The organism is Bradyrhizobium cytisi (assembly GCF_008123515.1).
Lineage (GTDB): Bacteria > Pseudomonadota > Alphaproteobacteria > Rhizobiales > Xanthobacteraceae > Bradyrhizobium > Bradyrhizobium cytisi.
Genome location: NZ_VSSR01000023.1, coordinates 172,850 through 189,844 on the forward strand (window position 1 = coordinate 172,850; position 16,995 = coordinate 189,844).

General features: G+C 64.5%; 13 protein-coding genes. 8 read left to right on the top strand and 5 right to left on the bottom strand.

The window, feature by feature from the left end; translation table 11 throughout:
• The first annotated feature begins 14 nt into the window (after positions 1-14).
• A complete protein-coding gene (locus FXB38_RS15750; protein ID WP_187434910.1) occupies positions 15-647 on the top strand; it encodes a DUF1007 family protein in 633 nt (210 codons plus the stop codon).
• Positions 644-1,738: a nickel/cobalt transporter gene (locus FXB38_RS15755; RefSeq protein WP_187434902.1), complete on the top strand. Its 1,095-nt coding sequence runs from the start codon at positions 644-646 to the stop codon at positions 1,736-1,738. Before FXB38_RS15750 ends, FXB38_RS15755 begins: the two co-directional genes overlap by 4 nt.
• Positions 1,739-1,924: 186 nt before the next feature.
• Here FXB38_RS15755 and FXB38_RS15765 read toward each other — a convergent pair whose 3' ends face one another.
• Positions 1,925-2,323, bottom strand: a complete 399-nt coding sequence (locus tag FXB38_RS15765; protein ID WP_148751776.1) for an MAPEG family protein — start codon at positions 2,321-2,323, stop codon at positions 1,925-1,927.
• An 82-nt stretch (positions 2,324-2,405) separates the two neighbouring features.
• Here FXB38_RS15765 and hemH point away from each other — a divergent pair, with 82 nt between their 5' ends.
• The 4 genes from hemH (at position 2,406) to FXB38_RS15785 (ending at position 6,126) form a co-directional block, all read left to right on the top strand.
• Positions 2,406-3,443, top strand: coding sequence for a ferrochelatase (gene hemH, locus FXB38_RS15770; RefSeq protein WP_148751777.1), 1,038 nt, complete (start codon positions 2,406-2,408; stop codon positions 3,441-3,443).
• A gap of 10 nt (positions 3,444-3,453) precedes the next feature.
• Positions 3,454-4,416 (top strand): ABC transporter substrate-binding protein, encoded by a 963-nt coding sequence (locus FXB38_RS15775; protein ID WP_148751778.1) that lies wholly within the window; start codon positions 3,454-3,456, stop codon positions 4,414-4,416.
• Positions 4,417-4,623: 207 nt separating this feature from the next.
• Positions 4,624-5,628, top strand: a complete 1,005-nt coding sequence (locus FXB38_RS15780) for an SPFH domain-containing protein (protein ID WP_148751779.1) — start codon at positions 4,624-4,626, stop codon at positions 5,626-5,628.
• 54 nt (positions 5,629-5,682) lie between these two features.
• Positions 5,683-6,126, top strand: a complete 444-nt coding sequence (locus FXB38_RS15785) for an NfeD family protein (protein ID WP_148751780.1) — start codon at positions 5,683-5,685, stop codon at positions 6,124-6,126.
• Between the two features lie 41 nt (positions 6,127-6,167).
• On the opposite strand, the gene FXB38_RS15790 is transcribed toward FXB38_RS15785, so the two are convergent.
• On the bottom strand, positions 6,168-6,506 hold the full coding sequence (locus FXB38_RS15790) for a winged helix-turn-helix transcriptional regulator (RefSeq protein WP_148751781.1): 339 nt from the start codon (positions 6,504-6,506) through the stop codon (positions 6,168-6,170).
• Between the two features lie 72 nt (positions 6,507-6,578).
• On the opposite strand from FXB38_RS15790, the gene FXB38_RS15795 reads away from it, so the two are divergent.
• Complete coding sequence (locus tag FXB38_RS15795) at positions 6,579-7,136, top strand: carboxymuconolactone decarboxylase family protein (RefSeq protein WP_148751782.1); 558 nt, start codon at positions 6,579-6,581, stop codon at positions 7,134-7,136.
• Positions 7,137-7,242: 106 nt separating this feature from the next.
• Here FXB38_RS15795 and FXB38_RS15800 read toward each other — a convergent pair whose 3' ends face one another.
• On the bottom strand, positions 7,243-8,250 hold the full coding sequence (locus FXB38_RS15800; RefSeq protein ID WP_187434903.1) for a KpsF/GutQ family sugar-phosphate isomerase: 1,008 nt from the start codon (positions 8,248-8,250) through the stop codon (positions 7,243-7,245).
• A gap of 185 nt (positions 8,251-8,435) precedes the next feature.
• On the opposite strand from FXB38_RS15800, the gene FXB38_RS15805 reads away from it, so the two are divergent.
• Positions 8,436-10,181, top strand: a complete 1,746-nt coding sequence (locus FXB38_RS15805) for an outer membrane beta-barrel protein (RefSeq protein WP_148751783.1) — start codon at positions 8,436-8,438, stop codon at positions 10,179-10,181.
• 168 nt (positions 10,182-10,349) lie between these two features.
• Here the strand turns inward: FXB38_RS15805 and FXB38_RS15810 are convergent, their stop codons facing one another.
• Both FXB38_RS15810 and gltB read right to left on the bottom strand, forming a co-directional pair.
• Positions 10,350-11,801, bottom strand: a complete 1,452-nt coding sequence (locus FXB38_RS15810; RefSeq protein ID WP_148751784.1) for a glutamate synthase subunit beta — start codon at positions 11,799-11,801, stop codon at positions 10,350-10,352.
• A gap of 145 nt (positions 11,802-11,946) precedes the next feature.
• Positions 11,947-16,680, bottom strand: a complete 4,734-nt coding sequence (gltB, locus tag FXB38_RS15815; protein ID WP_148751785.1) for a glutamate synthase large subunit — start codon at positions 16,678-16,680, stop codon at positions 11,947-11,949.
• Positions 16,681-16,995: the final 315 nt, after the last annotated feature.

A 16,995-nucleotide genomic window follows, 5' to 3' on the forward strand; every position in this document is an offset into this window, starting at 1 on the left:
TTTGGATACTTCCGATGCGCCGCCTGTTCGGACTGCTGCTCGCCGCCGCGATGACCTTTGCGGCAGGTGCGGCGCGCGCGCATCCGCATGTCTGGATCACCGCGACCAGCGAATTGCTCTACGCCGCGGACGGCAGCATCACCGGCGTGCGCCACGCCTGGACCTTTGACGACATGTTCTCGGCCTATGCGGTGCAGGGGCTCGAGGCCAAGAAGAAAGGGGCCTATACGCGCGAGGAGCTTGGGCCGCTGGCGCAGACCAATGTCGAGTCGCTGAAGGAATATGCTTACTTCACCTTCGCGCGAGCCGACGGCAAGAAGGAGCGATTCCAGGAGCCGGTCGACTATTATCTCGACTACAAGGACACGGTGCTGACCCTGCACTTCACCTTGCCGCTGAAGACGCCGCTCAAGCCGAAGCAACTGATGCTGGAAGTGTTCGACCGATCCTTCTTCATCGACTTCCAGATGGCCAAGGACAACCCGGTCAGGCTGGTCGGTGCGCCCGCGGGCTGTGAGATGAAGCTCGATCGTCCCAGCGACGGCACCGCGACTGCGCAGAAGCTCAATGAGCAGACTTTCATGGACGGACCGAACGCCAATTTCGGCATGATGTTCGCCAACAAGATCACGGTGGATTGCCCTTGAAGCCGCATCTCTCGCATCTTGGTCGCGGGCTCCTCGCCTGCGCCGCTGTTCTCCTCGTCGTCGGCGTGGCCGATGCCGCGCTCCATGATGTCCTCGCGCAAAATCCGTTCGGCGCGCCGAAGTCGGCGCAGGCGGCCGAGCCCGAGGCCAGCGGCCTCATCGGCTGGCTGCTGGCAAAGCAGTCGGAATTCTATCGCCAGATGTCGTCGACCATCCGCGCTGCGAAGACCGACGGCTCAGCGGTGTGGACGCTGCTCTTCATCTCCTTTGCCTACGGCATCTTCCACGCCGCCGGCCCCGGCCACGGCAAGGCCGTGATCGCCTCCTATCTCGTCGCCAACCGCGAGACCGCGCGGCGCGGCATCGCGCTGTCGTTTGCCTCGGCGCTGATGCAGTCGCTGGTCGCGATCCTGATCGTCGGCATCTCGGCCTGGATCCTGAATGCGACGGCCAAGACCATGTGCAAGGCGGAGGGCGCGATTGAGATCGCGAGCTATGGCCTGATCGCGCTGTTCGGCCTGCGGCTGGTCTGGGTCAAGGGCCGCACGTTCATCAGCGCGCTCCAGGCGACGCAGCCGGTGCCGGCGATCGCGGGCGTGCCGCACGACCATGATCACAGCCATCACCACCATCATCATGATCACGATCACCACGATCACGCACACGCCCTTCAACACCACGCTGATGACCACGTCCACGACGAGCATTGCGGCCATTCCCACGGCCCCACGCCGAGCGAGCTCGCCGGCCCCGGTGGCTGGCGGCGCGGCTTTGCTGCGATCCTGACCGTCGGCATCCGCCCCTGTTCGGGTGCGATCCTGGTGCTGGTCTTCGCGCTCGCCCAGGGCCTGTTCTGGGCCGGCATCGCCGCGACCTTCCTGATGGGCCTGGGTACCGCGATCACGGTCGCGGCCATTGCGGTGATTGCCGTGTCCGCCAAGGACATCGCCGGCCGCCTGAGCGGAGTCCGCGACGGCGGCGGCGCCCTCTTCATGCGCGGCATCGAGTTCGGCGCCGCCGCCCTCGTGCTGCTGTTTGGCGCGGGACTGTTATTCGGCTACATCGCGGCCGAACGGACGACGTGTTTTTAAGCCAAACTCTCGTGCCCCGGACGCAGCGCAGCGTCCCTTCGACGATGTGCTGCACAGCCGGGGCCCATCTCTCCGTGTGGCAGGGCTTGGCTTTTTGGATCCCGGCTCTGCGGAGCAGCGCCGTAAGCGCGTTTACGCGCGTCTTCAACGCGCTATGGCGCTGCACCGCGTCCGGGACGCGGGTGCTCACACCGGCAAATACCGCTTCAGCATCGGCATCAAGAAAATCCCGAGATTGAGCGCAAAGCCGATGCTCCAGAGGATGGAGCGCAGCGTCGGGCGGTTGCCGAGATAGGTCAGGACATAGGCGATCCGCACGATCAGGAACAGCACCGCGAGCTCGTCGATCAGGCGCTGCGGCGAGTCCCGGAATTCGGCGAGCAGGACGGCAAAGGCGAAGAACGGGAAGGTCTCGATCCCGTTCTGGTGCGCGCCCAGCGCGCGCTGCGCGATGGCGTCCTCATAGAAGGCGGGATCGCGCGGCCGGGAATTGTCGAAGCCGCGAAACCGGATCCATTTGATCGAGCCGATCGTCAAGAGATAGAGCAGCAGCGCTCCGAGAACGCACCATTCTGCGAGTGTCATCTTCCCTCCCCCGCTCGTGGGGGACCCTAGCGAAACCGGGCTCATCTTGACAAGTTCGGAGCAACGCGCGACGCAACTGACCATGACGGCTACCGTTCCCAATGAGACCGCGAAACCGGCCGCAGCACCGGCCCAGCCGCGCGTCGGCGTGCTGCTGGTCAATCTCGGCACGCCCGATACCGCCGATGCCCCGGGCGTGCGGGTCTATCTCAAGGAATTTCTCTCGGACGCCCGCGTCATCGAGGACCAGGGCCTGATCTGGCAGCTGGTGCTGAACGGCATCATCCTGCGAAGCCGTCCACGCACCAAGGCGCTCGACTACCGGAAGATCTGGAATAACGAGCGCAATGAATCGCCGCTGAAGACTATTACGCGGTCGCAAGCCGACAAGCTCGCCGCCGCGTTGTCGGACCGCGCCCATCTAGTGATGGATTGGGCGATGCGCTACGGCAATCCCTCGATCAAGGCGGGCATCGATGCGCTGATCGCGAAGGGCTGCGATCGCATCCTCGCCGTGCCGCTTTATCCGCAATATTCCGCCTCGACCTCGGCGACCGTCTGCGACGAGGTGTTCCGCGTGCTCGCCCGCCTGCGCAATCAGCCGACACTGCGGGTGACGCCGCCTTATTACGAGGACGAGGCCTATATCGAGGCGCTCGCAATCTCGATCGAGACGCATCTGGCGACACTGCCGTTCAAGCCCGAGCTGATCGTCGCCTCCTTCCACGGCATGCCGAAATCCTATGTCGACAAGGGCGATCCCTATCAGAGCCACTGCATCGCCACGACCGCGGCGCTGCGCCGCCGGCTCGGCATGGACGAAACAAGGCTGCTGCTGACCTTCCAGTCGCGCTTTGGCAATGACGAGTGGCTGCAGCCCTACACCGACAAGACGATGGAGCGTCTCGCCAAGGAGGGTGTGCGCCGCATCGCCGTAGTGACACCGGGTTTTTCGACCGACTGCCTGGAGACGCTGGAGGAGATCGCGCAGGAGAACGCCGAGATCTTCAAGCACAATGGTGGCGAGCAGTTCTCGGCGATCCCCTGCCTCAACGACAGCGATCCCGGCATGGATGTGATCCGCACGCTGGTGCTGCGCGAGCTGCAAGGCTGGATATGAGGATCGCTTCATGAACCGCCGCGAATGTCTGGCGCTTCTTGGGGCGATCACCGCGTTGGCGCCGTCCGCTCTGGCGCAGCAGCCGACGACAATGCGACGGCTCGGCGTGCTCACGGTCACCGAAGATGACGTGATCGGGCAGGCTCCCCTTGCCGAGGCGCTCGCCGCCCACGGCTGGAAGGAAACGGCCAATCTGCAAATCGACTGGCGCAGCGGCGACGGTGACAGGCAGCGGACCGCGAAGTTCGCAGAGGAGCTGGTCGCGCTCAAGCCAGATGTCTTGTTCGCGATCGGTACGCCCTCGGTCGAGGAACTGCAGAAGCGTACGGCGGCGCCGATCGTCTTTGCCGTGATCACCGACCCTGTCAGCCAGGGCTTTGTCAAAAACCTCGCCCATCCCGGCGGCAACATCACCGGCTTCACCGATTATGACGGCCCGCTCGCCGGCAAGTGGCTGGACCTGCTGACGCAGATCCAGCCAAGGGTGTCACGCGTCTTTGTCGTCTACAATCCCGCGACTGCGCCTTTCGCTGGCCTCATGTTGCACGCGATCGAGCAGGCCGGACGCGCGCTTCATGTGACAGTCGAGCCTGCGCCGGTCCACGACGCAGTCTCGCTTGCCGCGCTGGCCTCGCACAGAGATGGCGGTTTCCTGGTGCTGCCCGACTTCTTCACCATGGCCAATCGCGCGCCTCTGCTCGCGGCCATTGCGCAAGTGCGGGCGCCGGCAATGTTCTGGAGCCGCATCTTCGTCGATGAAGGCGGGCTGATGGCTTACAGCACCGACAGTGCCGAGCAGCTTCGCCGCGCCGCCAGCTACATCGACCGCATCCTCAGAGGCGCGCAGGCGGCCGACCTACCGGTCCAGAATCCCACCAAGTTCGAATTGGCGATCAACCTGAAGACGGCCAAGGCGATTGGTGTCACGCTGCCTCCAAGCCTGCTCGCAACCGCGAACGATGTTATCGAGTAGCGGTGCAAATCCTTAACATTTGCCGCTAGGTCTGCGCCTCCGAGCTTTCAAGGCCAGACCGCAAATACATAACCGTGACCGTTCCCTCTCCGTGCATCTTGTGCAGAATGGCGTGGATGCCGACGTGAAAGGCGACCGCTGAACCGGTAGGGTCCTGGTCCCGACCAATGGCAGCACGGGAAAGGGCTTTCCCGCCTTGGAGGAAATATGAGCGGTTTCGATATTTTCGCGATTGTTCTGGTGTTGCTCGTCATCGTCACGCTGATCGCCGGCGTGAAGACGGTGCCGCAGGGCTATGACTGGACCATCGAGCGGTTCGGCAAATACACCCAGACGCTGAGCCCCGGGCTCAATCTGATCGTGCCCTATTTCGACCGTGTCGGGCGCAAGATCAACATGATGGAGCAGGTGATCAACATTCCCGAGCAGGAGGTCATCACCAAGGACAACGCCACCGTGACGGTGGACGGCGTCGCCTTCTTCCAGGTGTTCGATGCCGCGAAGGCGAGCTACGAGGTCTCCAACCTCGAGCAGGCGATCATTGTGCTGACCATGACCAACATCCGATCGGTGATGGGCTCGATGGATCTCGATCAGGTGCTGTCGCACCGTGACGAGATCAACGAGCGCCTGCTGCGCGTCGTCGATGCCGCGGTCTCGCCTTGGGGCCTCAAGGTCAATCGCATCGAGATCAAGGATATCGTGCCGCCCGCCGACCTCGTCGAAGCGATGGGCCGGCAGATGAAGGCCGAGCGTGTCAAGCGCGCCGACATCCTTCAGGCCGAAGGTGCGCGCCAGTCCGAGATCCTGCGCGCCGAGGGCGCCAAGCAGGGGCAGATCCTGCAAGCCGAAGGCCGCCGCGAGGCCGCCTTCCGCGACGCCGAAGCGCGCGAGCGATCGGCGGAAGCCGAGGCCAAGGCCACGCAAATGGTCAGCGAGGCAATCGCCAAGGGTGACGTGGCGGCGTTGAACTACTTTATCGCCGACAAGTACATCAAGGCGTTCGGCCAGCTGGCGGAGTCGCCGAACCAGAAGGTCATCATGCTGCCGGTCGAAGCGATGGGCATGCTGGGTTCGCTTGCCGGCATCGGCGAGATCGCCAAGGCGACGTTCGGCGAAAGTGCCGTATCCGCTGCCGCTGCCGCCCGTCGCGGCGGCTCGGTGCCATCCTCCGCTCCTACGCCGCCGGCCGTGCCGCCGCGGCAGGGATAGGATCAGTGCATGGCCTTCCCATAAGGTCATGCGCCAATTTTTAGAGGTCGTGTCATGACCGACATGTTCGTATCGCTCGGCACCTGGAACTGGCTGATCTTCGGCTTCATCTTGATGGCGCTGGAGGTGATCGCGCCGGGCGTGTTCCTGTTCTGGCTCGGACTTGCGGCGTTGCTGGTCGGCCTGATCTCGTTCGCTGTCGTTATCTCCTGGCAAATCCAGCTCGTGATGTTCGCGGTGTTCGCGGCCGCTGCCGTGCCGGTGTGGCGCCGGCTCGCCCGGCCGAAGCCGGAGGCAAGCGCAAGCCCCTTCCTCAACAAGCGCAGCGAGGCGCTGCTGGGCCGCGAGTTCACGCTGGAGAAGCCGATCATCGACGGCAACGGCACCATGCGCATCGGCGACACGGTGTGGCGCGTGGCAGGCCCGGACACACCGGCGGGAACGCGGGTGAAGGTGGTGCAGGTGGACGGCGCCAATCTGACGGTGGCAGCGGCGTAATCCACCGCAATGACGAGCTTGTTGAGGCTGGATTGCCAGACCTAGGCACCGGTCTTGCTGTGCCACCTCTCCGCAAACCTGTGTAGCGGCATGAATGTCTCGCACAGATCCCGCCCGAGCGCCGTCAGGCCATAGCCGCCGCCATCGCCCAGCTCGACGAACCCCGCCTCGCGCAACTCCGTCAGTCGCGCCTGCAGCACCGTCGGCGAAGCCTCGTCGCAGGCGGCGCGAAGCGCGCGCGAGGTGAGGGGATCCTCGCGCAGCTCCCACAGGATCCGCAGGCTCCAGCGCCGGCCGAGCAGATCGAGCAGCGCCATGATCGGCCGCCCGCTGCGCGAGCCACGCACGCGGCGCGCCCCTGATGCTGGTTGTTTCGCCATCGCGCCCCCTCTTGCGTCTTGCTACGGATAATGTAGCGTATTGCTACAGTAAGTGTAGCAAGGAGGACGGCCATGTCATCCCCGACGCCGCGTATCGCTCCGCTCGCGCCGCCTTATCCCCCGGAGATCCAGGCGCAGTTCGATCGCATCATGCGCGGCGCGCCGCCGCTGGTGCTGTTCCGGGTCATGGCGGGGCACACCCGCGCCTGGGACAAGTTTCGCGCCGCCGGCCTGCTCGATCCCGGTCCGCTGTCGCTGCGCCAGCGCGAGATCGTCATCGATCGCACCTGTGCGCTCAACCGTTGCGAATATGAATGGGGCGTCCATGTCGCGATCTTCGCCGGCGCAGCGAAGCTCACCGAGGATGAGGTACGCGCAACTGTTGAGGGCGATGCGAACTCACCCTGCTGGTCGCCGGCCGAGCAGGGTCTGATCGCGGCGGTGGACGCGCTGCATCACCGCGCGACGTTCACCGACGCGGAGTTTGCTGGACTGTCGGCGCATTACGACGAGGCCCAGATCCTGGAGGTCATGCTGCTGTGCGGCTTCTACCGCACCGTGTCGTATCTGGCGAACGGGCTACGATTGCCGCTGGAGGAGAAGGCAGCGCGGTTTCCGGCGCAGGTCTAACCGCCCGTCATCGCGAGGAGCCCTTGCGACGAAGCAATCCAGACTGTCTCCGCGGAGACAGTCTGGATTGCTTCGCTTCGCTCGCAATGACGGAGGCGAGAGCGCTCTACGCCACGCCCGCGCGCAAGAGATCGTGCAGATGCACGATGCCGACCACCTGGTCCGCCTCGGTCACCAGCAGCGTCGTGATCTTGCGGGTGTTCAGCACCTCGATCATCTCGGTCGCGAGCATCGAGGGCGGCACCGTCTTTGGCTGCCTGGTCATGATATCGTCGACCGAAGCCGTCAGCAGGTCCGGCCGCATGTGACGGCGCAGATCGCCGTCGGTGATGATGCCGACGGCCTCGTTGGCGGCGTTGACGATGCAGACGCAGCCGAGCCCCTTGGCGGACATCTCCATCACCGCATCGGACATCTTGGTGCCTTCAGGCTTCACCGGGATCTCCGCACCGGTGCGCATGTAGTCGCGGACGAATTTCAGCATCGCGCCCAGCTTGCCGCCGGGATGGAAGTGGGCGAATTCCAGCGCGGTGAAGCCGCGGCCTTCGAGCAGCGCAATCGCAATGGCATCGCCGATCGCGACCTGCATCATGGTCGAGGTGGTCGGCGCCAGATTGTGCGGGCAGGCCTCGCGCGCCTTCGGCAGCTCGATCACGATGTCGGCGGCCTGGCCCAGCGAGGAGGCCGCGTTCGACGTCACCGCAATCATCGGGATCGCGAACCGCGCCGAATAGTTCACCAGCGTCTTCATCTCCGGCTGCTCGCCGGACCAGGACAGCGCCATGATGACGTCGTCGGTGGTGATCATGCCGAGATCGCCATGGGCGGCTTCAGCGGTGTGAACGAAGAACGCCGGCGTGCCTGTCGAGGCCAGGGTCGCTGCGATCTTGCGCGCCATGTGGCCGGACTTGCCGAGCCCGGTGACGATGACACGGCCCTTGGCGTTGCGGATCAGGTCGACAGCCCTAGCGAACGCCTCTCCCAGCGGACCGCGCAGGGCGGTCGCGAGCGCGTTGATGCCGCCGCTCTCGGTCTCCAGCGTGCGGAGCGCGGATTCGACGCTTGTCGGGGTAGGGCCGGATGATGGGGTCATCAGCGGTTTCGAGCTCGGCATGCATCTATCCAGAGAGGTAGGGCGATTGCCGCCTCCTTAGCACGCCCGCGCCGACGAGGCGACGCGGGCTCCAACGCCCTCAACCGGTCATTAACCATAATTGTTTTAACTCCATTAACGATGGTTCCCGCGCATTCGCGGAAGGGCATCGAAGAAGCGTTTGATTTCGTTGGAGTTATTCCATCGTGGGGTCGCCTCCAGGTAGGGGCCGGAGCAGTTGCGCGTACGTCTTTCGCGCCGCTTTGCCATGCCTGCTGCTGACCGCACTGGAAACCGGCCCGGCGGCCGCCCAGAGCCTGACGCCCGATCTGTTCAATCCCAATCGCGGCGGCTTCGTCGCGCCCGACACCCTGCCGACGCGCCGCACGGCCGCTGTCCCGCAGGCGCCATCGGATGCGATCCCGGCGCCGCCGGATCCCAACGACGATCCGCGCAAGAGCCGCGAGAGGCCTGCGCCGTCGCGTATCGGTCAGGTCCCGACGTATGGCCTGCCCGCAGCCAACGGCGCGAGCAGCTCCGGCTACGACTCGCTCAACCGCAAGCGCCAGCAGCCAAGACTCTATCCGGGCCAGCCGAAGCCGAAGAAGCCCACAGGTCCGGGCTCGCCGGTGCCGTCCGTAACACCGACACTGTCCCCTCTCGGCGCACCGCGCATTGCGCCACCGCCGTCGGAGACCGCGAACAAGACGCCGGTGCCGCCGGCGATGGCCGGCACCGTACCCGGTCAGCCTCAGCGCCGTCGCCTCAAGATCGATGACGATGCGTTCGGCGCGGTCGGCGATTACGCCGGCAGCTTCCTGATCAAGGGCGGCCTCGAGCTTTCCACCGGCTACGACACCAATCCTGCGCGCCTGCAGAAGCCGGTCGGCTCGCCGGTCTACGTCGTCGCGCCCGATCTTCTCGTCATGTCCGACTGGGAACGCCACGCGCTGGTCGCAGATCTGCGCGGCTCGTTCTCGGGCTACACCAACAACATGCCGGCGACGATCGACGGACTTGCCTCGCCGTCGCCGGTCGAAATCAACCGTCCCGATTTCACTGGCCATGTCGACGGCCGTTTCGACGTCGACCGCGATCTCAAGCTGACCTCGCAGCTGCGCCTGCGCCTCGCCACCGACAATCCCGGCAGCCCGAACGTGCAGGCCGGCCTGCAGAAATATCCCGTTTACGCCACCTATGGCGGCACCTTCGGTTTCGACCAGACTTTTAACCGCTTCCAGGTCGCGGCCGGCGCCACGATCGACCGCACCGCCTATACCGACTCCAAACTCACCGACGGCTCGACCTTCAGCAACGACGATCGCGATTTCAACCAGTATGGCGGCGTCGGGCGTTTCTCCTATGAGCTCAAGCCGGGCCTCAAGCCGTTCGTCGAGATCGAAGGCGACAACCGCGTCCACGATCAGGCCGCCGATCGCAACGGATACTTGCGCGATTCAAACGGCGGCTATGCCAAGGTCGGCTCGTCCTTTGAATTCTCGCGCATCCTTACCGGCGAGATCTCGGTCGGCTACTCCGCGCGCAACTATGTCGACCCGCGGCTGAGCCAGCTCTCGGGTTTCCTGACCTCGGGCTCGCTGATCTGGAACGCGAGCGGCCTGACCACGGTGAAATTCAACACCGACACGCAGATCGCGGAAACCACGATCCCCGGCTCCTCCGGCGTGCTGGTGCACACCTATGCTGCCGAGGTGGATCATGACTTCCGCCGCTGGCTCACCGCGATCGGCAAGTTCACCTACGGCACCTACGACTATCAGGGCCAGAACCGCAACGACAAGACCTACTCGCTTGAAGGCAACCTGATCTACAAGCTCAACCGCAATGTCTGGATCAAGGGCACGCTGCGCCACGACATCCTGGACTCGAACCAGCCGGGCTCAAGCTCGCAGGGGACGGTGGTGATGGTCGGGGTGAGGCTGCAGAATTAGTACGCCTGCCGCCGTGCACATTCAGCGAGGCAAAAGGCGAGGGCGCGGCTCTTTCCGCCGTCATTCCGGGGCGCGCGAAGCGCGAGCCCGGAATCCATTTATCCACCGTCCCTGAGGCCCGATGGATTCCGGGCTCGCGCCAAGTGGCGCGCCCCGGAATGACCGAACCTACCGCGGCAGGTCCGTCTTCCCCATCAGGAACGTGTCGATCGACCTTGCGCACAGCCGGCCCTCGCGGATCGCCCACACCACCAGCGATTGCCCGCGCCGCATGTCGCCGGCGGAGAACACGTTCGGGCGCGAGGTCTGGTAGTCCAGCGTGTTGGCCTTGACGTTGCCGCGCGGGTCGAGATCGATCGCGAGCTGCTTCAACAGGCCCTCGTGGACGGGATGGACAAAGCCCATCGCGAGCAGGATCAACTCGGCATCGAGCTCGAACTCGGTGCCGGCAATCGGCTTGAACTTGTCGTCGATGCGCACGCAGTGCAGCTTCTTGACCTTGCCGTTCTCGCCGGAAAACTTCTGCGTCAGCACGGCGTATTCGCGGACCGCGCCTTCGGCCTGGCTCGACGACGTGCGCATCTTGAGCGGCCAGTTCGGCCAGGTCAGGCCCTTGTTCTCGCGCTCGGGCGGGGCGGGCATGATCTCGAGCTGGGTCACCGAGAGCGCGCCCTGGCGCAGCGAGGTGCCGATGCAGTCAGAGCCGGTGTCGCCACCACCAATGACGACGACATGCTTGCCGCCGGCCAAAATCTCGGTGACGCCGTTCAGCGGCTCCTCCGAGACGCGGCGGTTCTGTTGCGGCAGGAAGTCCATCGCGTAGTGAATACCGTCGAGCTCGCGGCCGGGGATCGCCAAGTCGCGCGGAGCCTCTGCGCCGCCGGTCAGCGCAACGGCGTCGTACTCGTTCAACATCTCGCGCGGATCGACATTGCCGTCGACGCCGACATGGCTGTTGTAGTGGAAGGTGACGCCTTCACCTTCCATCTGTGTGACGCGGCGGTCGATGATGCCCTTCTCCATCTTGAAGTCGGGAATGCCATAACGAAGAAGGCCGCCGGCCTTGGCGTACTTCTCGAACAGGTGCACGTCGTGGCCGGCGCGCGCGAGCTGCTGCGCGCAGGCCATGCCGGCCGGACCCGAGCCGATCACGGCGACCTTCTTGCCGGTTTTCACCGCCGCGACTTCAGGCTTCAGCCAGCCATTGTCCCAGGCACGATCGACGATCGCGCATTCGATGGTCTTGATGGTGACGGGGTTGTCGTCGATGTTGAGCGTGCAGGAGGCTTCACATGGAGCCGGACAGATGCGGCCGGTGAACTCCGGGAAATTGTTGGTCGAGTGCAGGTTGCGCGAGGCTTCTTCCCAATTGCCCTGATAGACGAGGTCGTTGAAATCGGGGATCTGGTTGTTGACCGGGCAGCCGGGCGTGCCGGGCGCGACCGAGCCGGTGCCGTGGCAATAGGGAATGCCGCAGTTCATGCAGCGCGCAGCCTGGTCGCGCGTTTCCTTCTCGGTCAAGGGAACGACGAACTCGTTGTAATGCTTCACGCGCTCGGCGACCGGGGTGTACTTGCGGTCATGCCGTTCGATTTCGAGAAAACCCGTGATCTTGCCCATTAAACCCGAAGTCCCTGCCGCTTAAATTCGTTTGTTGCTTCCCCACCGTCATTGCGAGGAGCGAAGCGACGAAGCAATCCAGTCTATATCCGAGGAGAAAGTCTGGATTGCTTCGCTACGCTCGCAATGACGGGCGCTGATATTCCTAGGCCCCGATCGCGATTTTCGGCTCGGCGTCCGCGTTGGCCGCCATTTCGCGCAGCGCGCGCCGGTACTCGACCGGCATCACCTTTCGGAATTTGGGCAGCCAATCCTTCCAATTGGCAAGGATGTCGGCGGCGCGGTTGGAGCCGGTCGCTTTCGCATGGCGCGAGATCAGGACGTGCAGGCGCTCGACGTCGGAGTCGAGCAGGTTCTTGAACACGTCGACCCGGCCATGCGCCTCGAGGTCACCCGAGTGGTTGTAGGTGCCGGCATTGATCAGCTCTTCCGACAGCACCGGCTCGAGCTCGACCATCGCCATGTTGCACAGCTTGTCGAAATCGCCGGTCTCGTCGAGCACATAGGCGATGCCGCCGGACATGCCGGCCGCGAAGTTGCGCCCGGTCTTGCCGAGCACGACCACGATGCCGCCGGTCATGTATTCGCAACAATGATCGCCCGCGCCTTCGACGACGGCGACCGCGCCCGAGTTGCGCACGGCAAAGCGTTCGCCGGCGACGCCGCGGAAGTAGCACTCGCCCTGAATCGCGCCGTACATCACGGTGTTGCCGACGATGATGCTCTCTTCCGGCACGATGCTGCTGTTGGCCGGCGGCTTGACGATGATCTTGCCGCCAGAGAGGCCCTTGCCGACATAGTCGTTGGCTTCACCTTCGAGCTCGAAGGTGACGCCGTTGGCGAGCCACGCACCGAAGGCCTGACCCGCGGTGCCCTTGAGGCTGACATGGATGGTGTCCTGCGGCAGGCCGGCGTGGCCGTAGATCTTGGCGACCGTGCCGGACAGCATCGCACCGGCGGAGCGGTTGGTGCTGTTGATCGCAGCCTCGATCTTCACCGGCGCGCCGCGATCGAGCGAGGGCTGTGCCTTCTCGATCAGCGTGCGGTCGAGCACCGCCTCCAGATGATGGTTCTGGCGCTCGGAGTGATAGATCTTCTGGCCCTTCTCCTCCTTCTGCTTGACGAAGAGCTTCGAGAAGTCGAGCCCCTTGGCCTTCCAGTGCGCGACCAGCTTGGTCTGGTCGAGCAGCTGAACTTGGCCGATCATCTCGTTGAAGGTGCGGAAGCCGAGCGAGGCCATGATCTCGCGGACTTCCTCCGCGACGAAGAAGAAGTAGTTGATCACGTGCTCGGGCTGGCCGGTGAAGCGCTTGCGCAGCACGGGATCTTGCGTGGCGACGCCGACCGGGCAGGTGTTGAGATGGCACTTGCGCATCATGATGCAGCCGGCCGCAATCAGCGGCGCGGTGGCAAAGCCGAACTCGTCGGCACCGAGCAGCGCGCCGATCACGACGTCACGACCGGTGCGGAAGCCGCCGTCGACCTGGACCACGATGCGGCTGCGCAGCCGCTCGCGCACCAGCGTCTGGTGGGTTTCGGCAAGGCCGATTTCCCACGGCGAGCCGGCATGCTTGATCGAGGTCAGCGGCGAGGCGCCGGTGCCGCCCTCGAAGCCCGCGATGGTGACATGATCGGCGCGCGCCTTGGCGACGCCCGCGGCGACGGTGCCGACACCGATCTCGGAGACGAGCTTGACCGAAACGTCGCCCGTCGGGTTGACGTTCTTGAGGTCGTAGATCAGCTGCGCCAGATCCTCGATCGAGTAGATGTCGTGGTGCGGCGGCGGCGAGATCAGGCCGACGCCCGGCGTCGAATGACGAACTTTTGCGATGGTCGCGTCGACCTTGTGGCCGGGCAGCTGGCCGCCTTCGCCGGGCTTGGCGCCCTGCGCCATCTTGATCTGCATCATGTCGGAGTTGACGAGATACTCCGTGGTGACGCCGAAGCGGCCGGAAGCGACCTGCTTGATCGCCGAACGCATGCTGTCGCCGTTCGGCATCGGCTTGAAGCGATCCGCTTCCTCGCCGCCTTCACCGGTGTTCGACTTGCCGCCGATCCGGTTCATGGCGATCGCAAGCGTCGTGTGCGCCTCGCGCGAGATCGAGCCGAAGCTCATCGCACCCGTGGCGAAACGATTGACGATGTCCTTGGCCGGCTCGACCTGATCGAGCGGAATGGGCTTGCGCTTCTCTTCGTCCGCATTCTTGATCCGGAACAGGCCGCGCAGCGTCAGCAGCCGCTCCGACTGCTCGTTGAGGATTTTTGCGAAGGCGCGATAGCGCTCCAGCGAATTGCCGCGGGCGGCATGCTGAAGCAGCCCGACCGACTCGGCGGTCCAGGCATGATCCTCGCCGCGGCTGCGATAGGCGTATTCACCACCGACATCGAGCGCGGTCTTGTAGACCAGCGCCTCGCCGAACGCGTCGGCATGGCGGCGCACGGCCTCTTCCGCGATCTCGGCGAGACCCACGCCTTCGACGCGGGTATGCGTGCCGACGAAGAACTTTCCGACGAAGTCCGCCTTGAGGCCGACCGCGTCGAAGATCTGCGCGCCGCAATAGGACTGGTAGGTCGAGATGCCCATCTTGGACATCACCTTGAGCAGGCCCTTGCCGATCGACTTGATGTAGCGCTTGACGATCTCGTAGTCGTCGAGCGGGCCGGGCAGGCGGTCCTTCATCGCGATGATGGTTTCGAAAGCCAGATAGGGATTGATCGCTTCAGCGCCGTAACCCGCGAGGCAGGCGAAGTGATGCACTTCGCGCGGCTCGCCGGACTCGACGACGAGGCCGACCGAGGTGCGCAGGCCGGTGCGGATCAGATGGTGGTGCACGGAGGCGCAGGCCAGCAGCGACGGGATCGGCACGCGGTCAGTGCCGACCATGCGGTCGGACAGGATAATGATGTTGACGCCCTCGCGCACCGCAGCTTCCGCGCGCGCGCAGAGCTCGTCGAGCACCTGGTCCATGCCGGCCGCGCCGAGACCGGCGTGGAAGGTGGTGTCCAGCGTGCGCGACTTGAAGTGCGACTCGGCCACATCCGAGATCGAGCGGATCTTTTCGAGATCGGCATCGGTCAGGATCGGTTGGCGTGCTTCGAGGCGCTTGGTTGTGGCAAGGCCCTGCAGATCGAACAGGTTCGGCCGCGGCCCGATGATCGAGACCAGGCTCATCACCAGCTCCTCGCGGATCGGGTCGATCGGCGGGTTGGTGACCTGCGCAAAGTTCTGCTTGAAGTAGGTGAACAGCGGCTTGGCCCTGTCCGACAGCGCCGATATCGGCGTGTCGTTGCCCATCGAGCCGGCCGCTTCCTCGCCGATGGACGCCATCGGTGTCATCAGGATGGCGATGTCTTCCTGGCTGTAGCCGAACGCCTGCTGGCGATCCAAAAGCGATAGGTTAGAGCGCACGCCGGTGGTCGGCACCTTCGGCAGCTCTTCCAGCACGATCTGGGTCCGCTCCAGCCACTCCTCGTAGGGATGGCTGCGCGCCAGCTCGGCCTTGATCTCGTCGTCGGGGATCAAGCGGCCCTGCTCGAGGTCGACCAGCAGCATCTTGCCGGGCTGCAACCGCCACTTGGTGATGATCTGGTCCTCGGGGATCGTCAGCACGCCCATTTCGGACGCCATCACGATACGGTCGTCCTTGGTCACGAGGTACCGCGCCGGCCGCAGACCGTTGCGGTCGAGCGTGGCGCCGATCTGGCGGCCGTCGGTGAAGGCGATCGCGGCGGGGCCGTCCCACGGCTCCATCAGGGCGGCGTGATATTCGTAGAAGGCGCGGCGCTTCTCATCCATCAAGGGATTGCCGGCCCACGCCTCCGGAATCATCATCATGACGGCGTGCGGCAGCGAGTAGCCGCCCTGCACCAGGAATTCGAGCGCGTTATCGAAGCAGGCAGTGTCCGACTGGCCTTCGTAGGAGATCGGCCACAGCCGGTTGATGTCCTTGCCGTACAGCTCGGAGCTCACAGAGGCCTGGCGCGCCGCCATCCAGTTGGTGTTGCCGCGCAGCGTGTTGATCTCGCCGTTATGCGCGATCATGCGGTAGGGATGCGCCAGCGACCACGCCGGGAAGGTGTTGGTCGAGAAGCGCTGGTGAACGAGCGCGAGCGCGCTCTCGAAATCCTTCTCGTGCAAATCGGGATAGTACTTGCCGAGCTGGTCGGCGAGGAACATGCCCTTGTAGATCACGGTGCGGCAGGACATCGAGCAGGGGTAATAGCCTGCGAGCCCGCGGTCGCGGCGCTGGTAGATCGCCTGCGAGATCGACTTGCGCAGGATGTAGAGCCGGCGCTCGAAATCGTCCTCGGTCTTGGCGGTGCCGTTGCGGCCGATGAACACCTGCATGCAGGCGGGCTCGGTCGGCTTCACGGTGACGCCGAGCGAGGAATTGTCGGTCGGCACGTCGCGCCAGCCGAGCAGGGTCAGGCCTTCCGCCTTGATCTGGTCGGCGATGATGCTCTTGATGACGTTGCGCCAGGCGGTGTCGCGCGGCATGAACAGCGCGCCGATGGCGTATTCGCCGGGCGCGGGCAGCGCGAAGCCGATCTCCTTGGCCTTGCGGCTGAAGAAGGCGTGCGGGATCTGGACCAAGATGCCGGCGCCGTCACCGGCGCGCGGATCGGCGCCGACGGCGCCGCGGTGCTCGAGGTTGCAGAGGATGCTGAGCGCGTCCGAGACGATCTCGTGGGACTTCTTGCCCTTGATGTTGGCGATGAAGCCGACGCCGCAGGAATCCTTCTCCAGGCTCGGATCGTAGAGACCTTCGGCCGGCGGGCGCGAATTGTGTTCCTGAATCGGATCGGTCGTTTTCGAGGCGACCGTCGCCGACAGCTCTTCTGCCACGATGTTTGCGCGCTCGAATTGCGACCCGTTCATGTCCTCGTCCTCTCCATGCGGCAAGCTGCCTCACCGCCATCTTCGGCGCACCTTGGACGTCCCGCGGCACCCGGTTTTGGGCCACCGCTCGTCCTCTGCGAGCCGCATTTTCTTAAATTCAGGCCAAGGCGTTCTTCGTCCCCGAGAACGGCTTTGCCTGGTACCTTCGCGGCGCTCGAGAGCACCGATTTTTGTTGCAATCCCTATGCCGGAACCGCAAGCAAAATTGAGACAGTCTTCCTGTCCTAAACATCACCTTGCCAAATTTTTGTCTATCACACAAGCGCGCGAAAGTCCCGATTCCCAAAGTGTCAA

What these genes read in the sequence shown, in the direction of transcription:
- hemH (WP_148751777.1), top strand. Translation starts at nt 2,406, where the DNA reads ATGACGGCTACCGTTCCCAATGAGACCGCGAAACCGGCCGCAGCACCG.
- FXB38_RS15800 (WP_187434903.1), bottom strand. Translation starts at nt 8,250, where the DNA reads ATGCCGAGCTCGAAACCGCTGATGACCCCATCATCCGGCCCTACCCCG.
- FXB38_RS15750 (WP_187434910.1), top strand. Translation starts at nt 15, where the DNA reads ATGCGCCGCCTGTTCGGACTGCTGCTCGCCGCCGCGATGACCTTTGCG.
- FXB38_RS15795 (WP_148751782.1), top strand. Translation starts at nt 6,579, where the DNA reads ATGTCATCCCCGACGCCGCGTATCGCTCCGCTCGCGCCGCCTTATCCC.
- FXB38_RS15810 (WP_148751784.1), bottom strand. Translation starts at nt 11,801, where the DNA reads ATGGGCAAGATCACGGGTTTTCTCGAAATCGAACGGCATGACCGCAAG.
- FXB38_RS15785 (WP_148751780.1), top strand. Translation starts at nt 5,683, where the DNA reads ATGACCGACATGTTCGTATCGCTCGGCACCTGGAACTGGCTGATCTTC.
- FXB38_RS15790 (WP_148751781.1), bottom strand. Translation starts at nt 6,506, where the DNA reads ATGGCGAAACAACCAGCATCAGGGGCGCGCCGCGTGCGTGGCTCGCGC.
- FXB38_RS15780 (WP_148751779.1), top strand. Translation starts at nt 4,624, where the DNA reads ATGAGCGGTTTCGATATTTTCGCGATTGTTCTGGTGTTGCTCGTCATC.
- gltB (WP_148751785.1), bottom strand. Translation starts at nt 16,680, where the DNA reads ATGAACGGGTCGCAATTCGAGCGCGCAAACATCGTGGCAGAAGAGCTG.
- FXB38_RS15765 (WP_148751776.1), bottom strand. Translation starts at nt 2,323, where the DNA reads ATGACACTCGCAGAATGGTGCGTTCTCGGAGCGCTGCTGCTCTATCTC.
- FXB38_RS15775 (WP_148751778.1), top strand. Translation starts at nt 3,454, where the DNA reads ATGAACCGCCGCGAATGTCTGGCGCTTCTTGGGGCGATCACCGCGTTG.